Below are 3,939 nucleotides of genomic sequence, written 5' to 3'. Positions count from 1 at the left end.
CCCACTCCACTGTTACTGTCCTGACACAATCGCCGTCACCGACACGCGCAGCGCCACCAACCTGCCATAGAATGACTAAGTTGCATCCTATGAACCATGTTGGGAGGCCCCATGGCACTCAGCGAAAACGACGTGCGCGGCATCGCCGACTATGCGCGTATCGCTCTTGACGGCGACGAGCTCGCCGAGATGACGCAGTACCTGAACGGCGCCATCGAGGGCGTGCTCGCGCCCGTCCTCCAGTACGGCGAGGCCGACGTCCCGCCCACGTTCCACCCCATCGGAGACCTGTCGAACGTGATGGGCGCAGACGTCCCCGCGCCTGGCCTTGGCATCGACGAGGCCCTGCTCGACGCCCCTGCCGCGCGCGACCGCTACTTCCGCGTGCCCTCGATCCTGGGAGAGGGGGAGGAGCAGTAATGGCAAACCTCGACACCTTCTCCGCCGCCCAGATCGCGGCCGGCATCGCCGCCGGCGACTTCACCGCAACCGAGGTGGCGCGTGCCGCCCTCGACGCGGTCGAGGCCCGCGACAACGCCGTCCAGGCCTTCCTCCAGGTGGCCCCCGAGCTCGCCCTTAACGCCGCGGCCCGCATCGATGCCGACCGCGCCGCCGGCAAGACCCTGCCGCCGCTTGCGGGCGTGCCGCTGGCCATCAAGGACAACATGATGCTTGCGGGCACGCGAACCACCTGTGCCTCCAAGATGCTCGAGAACTACGAGAGCGTCTACACCGCCACCTGCGTCCAGCGCATGCTCGACGCGGGCTGCCTGCCCATCGGCAAGGCCAACATGGACGAGTTTGCCTTTGGCTCCTCGACCGAGAGCTCGGCCTTCCACCGCACCAACAACCCCTGGGACCTCGAGCGCGTGCCCGGCGGCTCCTCGGGTGGCTCCGCCGCGGCCGTTGCCGCCGGCGAGGTCACGCTCGCGCTGGGTTCTGACACCGGCGGCTCGATCCGCCAGCCGGCGGCCCTGTGCGGCGTCGTGGGCATGAAGCCCACCTACGGGGCCGTGAGCCGCTACGGCGTCGTGGCCTTTGGCTCGTCGCTCGACCAGGTGGGCCCCTTTGGCCGCAACGTGGCCGACGTGGCGCTCGCCATGAACGCGCTCACCGCGCCGGGTCGCGACCCCAAGGACTCCACGAGCCAGGACTGCCCGGTCGACTTCACCGAGCACCTGAACGATGGCGTCGCCGGCCGCAAGGTGGGCGTCATCCCCGCCCTCATGAGCGCTGCGGGCCTCACCGACGAGGTCAGGGCGGCCGTGAACGCCGCCGCCCAGAGCTTGGCCGACCAGGGCGCCGAGCTCGTCGAGGTCGACCTTCCCAACCTCGACGCGGCCATCGCCGCCTACTACGTGTTGGGTCCCTGCGAGGCCTTCTCCAACCTCGCCCGTTTCGACGGCGTGCGCTATGGCTACCAGGAGCCTAACTGCGCGAACCTTGCCGAGCAGAGCTCGAAGTCGCGCGCGCACGGCTTTGGCGCTGAGGCCAAGCGCCGCCAGATGCTGGGCGCCTGGCTGCTGTCGAGCGGCGTGTACGAGAAGTACTACCTCGCCGCGCAGAAAGCCCGCACGCTCATCACGCGCGACTACGCCGCCGCCTACGAGAAGGTCGACGTCATCCTCATGCCCGCCAGCCCCACCACGGCGTTCAAGTTTGGCGAGATGAGCGACCCCACGCAGATGTACCTCTCGGACCTCTACACCATCAGCATCAACATCGCCGGCAACGGCGGCATCTCCGTGCCGCTGGGCCTGGGCGCCACCTCCGGCCTGCCCGTCTCGGCCCAGCTCGTGGGGCCGGCCTTCAAGGACCGCGACCTGCTGACGTTCGCCGCCGCCGTCGAGCGCGGCGCCGCCGCCCACGCGTCCGTTGCGCCCGACTTCGCCGGGAAGGGGGGTGAGCTCGCATGAAGAAGCTCGCCGACGTTCTAAGGGATTGGGAGGCCGTGATCGGCCTCGAGATCCATACCGAGCTCACCGCGCTCGACACCAAGATGTTCTGCAACTGCCGTCTGTCACACGACGACGAGCCCAACACCAACGTCTGCCCCGTGTGCCTGGGCCTGCCTGGCGCGCTGCCGGTGCCCAACCGCCGCGCCATCCAGTCCATCGTGAAGGCGGGCCTGGCCACGAACTGCCAGATCATGCGCCACAGCATGTTCTACCGCAAGCACTACTTCTATCCCGACATGGCCAAGAACTTCCAGACCACGCAGGGCCCGGTGGCCTTCTGCATGCACGGCCATCTCGACCTCGAGGTCTCGGGTCGCGGCGCCGCCGAGCGTCCGGAGTGTGCCTTTGGCGAAGGCGAGGCGGCGAGCCTTGCCAGCGCGAGCGCCGGCGCCGTGGGCCTGTCCACCGCTATGGCGCAGCACCTGCCCGAGGGCGGCGTGGCCGCTGGCGCCAAGGCCTCGAGCCAGGGCAGCTACGACACCGCCAACCTCGCCGTGCCGGTGCGCGGCGAGGACGGCTCCTACACGGTGCCCATCCGCATCCTGCGCATCCATATGGAGGAGGACGCTGCCAAGATGGTGCACGTGGGCGGCGAGGAGGGCCGCATCGGCGGCGCCACCGAGAGCCTCGTCGACTACAACCGCTGCGGCACCCCGCTCATCGAGCTCGTCACCGAGCCCGACCTGCGCACCCCTGAGGAGGCGCGCCTGTTCATGGAGAAGCTCCGCCGCATCTTCGTGACGCTGGGCATTTCCGACTGCTCGATGGAGAAGGGCTCGATGCGCTGCGACGGTAACGTGAGCCTGCGCCACCGCGGCGACACACGCCTGGGCACCAAGACCGAGCTCAAGAACCTCAACTCGTTCAAGGCCCTGCACGACGGCCTTGAGTACGAGATCTGCCGCCAGGCCGAGGTGCTCGAGGAGGGCGGCGTCATCTACCAGGAGACGCGCCACTGGGAGCCCAGCCGCAAGCGCACCGTGGTCATGCGCGTCAAGGAGACGGCCGATGACTACCGCCTCTTCCCCGACCCCGACCTCGCGCCCTTCGACCTCACCGACGAGTTCATCGACGAGGCCCGCGCAGAGATCCCCGAGCTGCCCGATGCCAAGCGCGACCGCTTCTGCGAGAGCTACGGCCTCAAGCGTGCCGACGCCGAGCAGCTCGCTGGCGACCCGGCCGTTGCGGCCGAGTTCGAGCAGGCCTGCAAGCTGGCACCCAAGGCGGCCTCGACCGTGGCCAACGTCATGGTGAACCTGGCGCCCGCCTACGACGCCATCACGCCCGCCCAGGTGGCAAGCCTCTCCGGGCTGCTCGCGGCCGACGCCATCACGTTTGCCCAGGCGCGCGAGGTGCTCGACGCCGTGAACGGCACCGACCTCGATCCCGAGAAGGTCGTCGACGAGCGCGGCATGCGCCAGGTGAGCGACACCAGCGCGCTCGAGCCGGTGGTCGACGCGGTGCTCGCGCGCTGCGGTGACCAGGTGGAGCAGTTCCGCGGCGGCAACCGCAAGGTCGTAGGCTTCCTCGTGGGCCAGTGCATGAAGGAGAGCCGCGGCAAGGGTAACCCCAAACTGTTCAACCAACTGCTGGTCCAGAAGCTGGAGACGATGTAGATGAGGGTGGCGCTGCTTGAGCCCCTGGGCGTGCCCGACGAGATGATCCACGAGCTGGCGGCCCCCATCGAGGCCGCCGGCCACGAGTTCGTCTCCTACCCCGAGAAGACCTGCGACGCGGCCGAGCTCGTGCGTCGTTCGGCCGGGGCCGACGTCGTGATGATCGCGAACAACCCGTACCCGGCGAGCGTGGTCGAGGCTGTCGACGCGCTCAAGCTCGTGGCCGTGGCGTTTGCAGGCGTCGACCACGTGGCGCTCGACGCGTGCCGCGAGAGGGGCGTCGAGGTCATGAACTGCGCCGGCTACTCCGACGTGAGCGTGGCCGAGCTCACCGTGGGCCTCACGATCGACGTGCTGCGCCGCGT

Annotated in this window: 4 protein-coding genes; all 4 read left to right on the top strand. The window is 69.0% G+C overall.

The genetic code is table 11. The features are described from left to right. Positions 1-111 precede the first annotated feature (111 nt). Positions 112-420 carry an Asp-tRNA(Asn)/Glu-tRNA(Gln) amidotransferase subunit GatC gene (locus tag AC1VTH_RS07205; protein ID WP_301830823.1) on the top strand — a complete coding sequence of 103 codons (309 nt, stop codon included), beginning with the start codon at positions 112-114 and terminating at the stop codon, positions 418-420. Then, complete coding sequence (gene gatA / locus AC1VTH_RS07200) at positions 420-1,916, top strand: Asp-tRNA(Asn)/Glu-tRNA(Gln) amidotransferase subunit GatA (protein ID WP_481335470.1); 1,497 nt, start codon at positions 420-422, stop codon at positions 1,914-1,916. The genes AC1VTH_RS07205 and gatA overlap by 1 nt, the downstream gene beginning before the upstream one ends. After that, positions 1,913-3,574 (top strand): Asp-tRNA(Asn)/Glu-tRNA(Gln) amidotransferase subunit GatB, encoded by a 1,662-nt coding sequence (gene gatB, locus AC1VTH_RS07195; RefSeq protein WP_481335469.1) that lies wholly within the window; start codon positions 1,913-1,915, stop codon positions 3,572-3,574. The genes gatA and gatB overlap by 4 nt, the downstream gene beginning before the upstream one ends. After that, a partial coding sequence (locus AC1VTH_RS07190) for a Rossmann-fold NAD(P)-binding domain-containing protein (RefSeq protein WP_481335468.1) occupies positions 3,575-3,939 on the top strand: 365 nt, incomplete at its 3' end. It abuts the gene before it with no gap.

This window comes from Parolsenella sp. (assembly GCF_982402205.1).
Note: the sequence above shows the minus strand (reverse complement) of the source record. Positions and strands in the feature narration are given on the sequence as shown.

Bases quoted from the DNA above. Each gene is read 5' to 3' on its own strand.
- AC1VTH_RS07205 (WP_301830823.1), top strand. From the start codon at position 112: ATGGCACTCAGCGAAAACGACGTGCGCGGCATCGCCGACTATGCGCGT.
- gatA (WP_481335470.1), top strand. From the start codon at position 420: ATGGCAAACCTCGACACCTTCTCCGCCGCCCAGATCGCGGCCGGCATC.
- gatB (WP_481335469.1), top strand. From the start codon at position 1,913: ATGAAGAAGCTCGCCGACGTTCTAAGGGATTGGGAGGCCGTGATCGGC.